This window comes from Streptomyces sp. NPDC002104 (genome assembly GCF_053593795.1).
The window spans coordinates 1-2,910 of sequence record NZ_JBSFDF010000112.1 but is presented as its reverse complement, the minus strand read 5'-3'; the positions used below and the strand labels follow the sequence as shown (position 1 = coordinate 2,910).

At 71.6% G+C, this 2,910-nt stretch carries 1 protein-coding gene; it reads right to left on the bottom strand.

Annotation, left to right across the window (positions count from 1 at the left end):
• Positions 1-2,910 (bottom strand): amino acid adenylation domain-containing protein (locus ACWCP2_RS38105; protein WP_450913119.1); only part of this gene is annotated, 2,910 nt, incomplete at both ends.

Genomic DNA, 2,910 nt, shown 5'->3' with positions numbered 1-2,910 from the left:
GGATCCGCCGCGTTGGGTGGGGTGGGTGGGTCGGGGTCGGTCGGTGGGGTGGGTGAGTTCGGCGGGCAGGTCGGCGAGGGCCTGCTTCCAGTAGGTGAGTTGGGTGTTGAGGGTGGAGTGGGGGTCGTCGGTGGTGCCGAGGAGTTCCTGCTGCCAGAGGGTGTAGTCGGCGTACTGGACCGGGAGTTCGGTCCATTGGGGTGTTTGGTGGGTGAGGCGGGCGGTGTAGGCGTGGCTGAGGTCGTGGGTGAGGGGGCCCATGGAGGCTGCGTCGCCGGCGATGTGGTGCAGGAGGACGAGCAGCACGTGCTGGTCCTCGGCCAGGGTGATCAGGGTGACGCGAAGGGGTGCCTCGGCAGACAGGTCGAAGGCCTGGCTGCTGGTGCTCCGGAGGACTTCGGCGAGGTCCTCTTCAGCGCAGTCGATCCGGTGGAGGGTCGCCGGCGCGGGGGGCAGGATGATCTGCACGGGTTCGCCGTCGGCCTCGTGGATGACCGTGCGCAGGGTTTCGTGACGTGTGATCAGGTCCGTCAGCGCCGCTTCCAGAGCCTGTACGTCGAGGGTTCCGGTGACCCGGATGCTGACGGGGAGGTTGTAGATCGCGCTCGGGCCCTCGAACTGATCGATGAACCACAGGCGTTGCTGGGCGAACGAGGCGGGCAGGCGCTCCGGACGCACTCCGGCGAGGAGCGCCGGACGACGGCCATCCGCACGGTCATCCAGACGCGCTGCCAGTTCCGCCACCGTCGGAGCCTCGAACACGGTGCGGACCGGCAGATCCGAACCGAGCACCGTCCGCGCCCGGTTCACGAGCCGCGTCACCAGCAGGGAGTGGCCGCCCAGGTCGAAGAAGCTGTCGTCGACACCGACCACGTCGACACCCAGCACCTCCGCGAACAGTGCGCACAGCGTGCTCTCCACCGCGGTCCGCGGGGCACGGCTCTCCCTGCCGCTCTCGTACGCCGGCGCGGGCAGCGCCCGCTGATCCAGCTTCCCGTTCGCCGTCAACGGCAGTACGTCCAGGACGACCAGCCCGGACGGCACCATGTAGTCCGGCAGGGCGTCGGCCAGATGGGCCCGCAGCAGGGCGGTGTCCACCGGCATCGACTCCCGGGGCACCACGTAGCCGACCAGTCGCTTGTCACCGGGCCGGTCCTCCCGGACGGTGACCGTGGCCTGCGCGACCGGCGCGTAGGACAGGAGCGCGGCCTCGACCTCGCCGAGCTCGATCCGGAATCCGCGCACCTTGACCTGGTGGTCGCCGCGGCCGACGTATTCCAGCCGCCCGGCCCCGGTCCACCGCACGATGTCGCCCGTGCGGTACATGCGGCCGCCCGGCCCGCCGAAGGGGCAGGCCACGAAGCGCTCGGCGGTCAGCCCGGGACGCCCCAGATAGCCACGGGCAAGACCCGGGCCGGAGACGTAGAGCTCGCCCGCGACCCCGGCGGGCACCGGGCGCAGGGCGCCGTCCAGGACGTACAGGCCCAGGTCGGGGATGGCTTCGCCGATGACGCTGCCCGGCATGGAGGCCGCGGAGTTCCGGTCCAGTGCCTGGTGGGTGACGTGCACGGTGGTCTCGGTGATCCCGTACATGTTGACCAGCACCGGCGCGTCGTCGGCGTGCCGCTCGTACCACTCGGCGAGCCGGCGCGGGTCCAGCGCCTCACCGCCGAAGACGATGGTGCGCAGGGCCAGCCCCGCCCCGGTCCCGGGGTCCTCGGCATCGGCCTGCATGAGCTGGTAGAAGGCGGACGGCGTCTGGTTGAGCACGGTGACGCGTTCCGCGGCGAGCAGCTTCAGGAAGTCGGCGGCCGTGCGGCTGACCGCGTACGGGACGACGACGAGACGTCCGCCGTGCAGCAGCGGCCCCCACAGCTCCCATACGGAGAAGTCGAAGGCGTACGAGTGGAACAGCGTCCACACGTCCTGGGCGGAGAAGCCGAACCAGTGCCGGGTGGCGGCGAACAGCCGGGTCACGTTCTGGTGCGGGATGACGGTGCCCTTGGGACGGCCCGTCGACCCCGAGGTGTAGATGACATAAGCCGCGTGCTGCGGCAGCAGCGCGCCCGTGCCCGGGTCGGTGTCGGCGGCCTCGGCGAGCAGACCGGCTGTGTCCGGCGCGTCGGTGAGCAGCAGCGCGGTGTCGGCGGGCAGCCGGTCCGCGAGCTCGGCACTGGTCACCAGGAGGAGGGGCCGAGCGTCCTCGAGCATGTACGCGATGCGGTCGGCCGGGTAGTCCGGGTCGATCGGCAGGTACGCGGCACCCGCTTTGAGCACGGCGAGCAGGGTGACGACCAGTTCGGTGGAGCGCGGCAGGGCGACCGCGATGAGGCGGTCGGGTCCGGCGCCCCGGGCGGCCAGGACGTGCGCCAGGCGGTTGGCGCGGGCGTCGAGCTCGGCGTACGTGGTGTGCCGGCCGTCGCAGGTCACCGCGACGGCGTCCGGCGTACGGGCGACCTGGGCCGCGAACAGCTCCGTCAGCACCGCCTCGGGCCCGGTCTCCCGGACCGGAGCGGCGAGCAGGGCCGTGCGCTCGGCGGGCTCCAGGATGTCGATGGCGTCGATCGGGGTCTCGGGATCGGCGGCCGCGGCGTCCAGTACACGGGTGACCCGTCCGAGGAGGGTGCGGACGGATCCGGGGTCGAACAGGTCCTGGGAGTAGCCCACGAAGGCGCGCAGCGGGCCGGGCTTGCCGTCCTCGGCCGTCGTGGCGCGCACGTTCAGGGAGAGGTCGAACTTGGCGCCGTCGAGGTTGGTGGCCTCGCCCGAGGAGGTGGTCCCCGCGAGGTCCAGCTCGAACCCGGTGTCCGGGCTGACCTGGAGCATGGTTTGGAAGAGGGGGTGGCGGTTGGGGAGGCGGGGTGGGTTGAGGGCTTCGACGATGCGTTCGAAGGGGATGTCTTGGTGGGT